The sequence below is a fragment of the Neobacillus paridis genome, assembly GCF_016765675.1.
GTDB lineage: Bacteria > Bacillota > Bacilli > Bacillales > Cytobacillaceae > Neobacillus > Neobacillus paridis.
This window is the reverse complement of sequence record NZ_JAESWB010000253.1, coordinates 1-514: the sequence shown is the minus strand read 5'-3', so window position 1 is coordinate 514 and position 514 is coordinate 1. Positions and strand designations below refer to the sequence as shown.

Below are 514 nucleotides of genomic sequence, written 5' to 3'. Positions count from 1 at the left end.
GTTGTTTTTAGATCTTGATCGATTCAAAAGCGTCAACGATAGTCTGGGGCATGGCGTTGGTGACGATTTACTCATCGCAGTTGCCAAGCGCCTAAGAAAATGCATTCGAGAAGATGATGTAATTTGCCGAATGGGAGGCGATGAGTTCACTGCAGTGATCAATAATTTTGAGTCTTTGCAGAACGTGTCGTTGATTGCCGATAAAATTATCAAAAATATCAGCCGGCCATTTCACATTCAGAATCATATTGTACGGGTATCTACTAGCGTTGGAATTACAATTTTTCCGGACGATGCGGAAAATCCTGAAGCACTCCTCAAAAATGCGGATGCTGCAATGTATTCGGCGAAGGATAGTGGGACAGGAATCTATCGCTACTATGATATTGCGATGAGGGATAAAGCTGACGGCAGTCGGCAGATAGAAAATGGACTAGAAAGGGCCCTCGAACGAGGTGAATTTTTTCTTGAGTATCAGCCAAAGCTGGATCTGGCCAGAAATAAAATTATCGGC

General features: G+C 43.4%; 1 protein-coding gene. It reads left to right on the top strand.

The annotated features are described in order from the left end of the window. Positions 1-514, top strand: a 514-nt coding sequence (locus JK635_RS17435; RefSeq protein WP_202655240.1) for a GGDEF domain-containing protein, incomplete at both ends; no start/stop codon positions are given.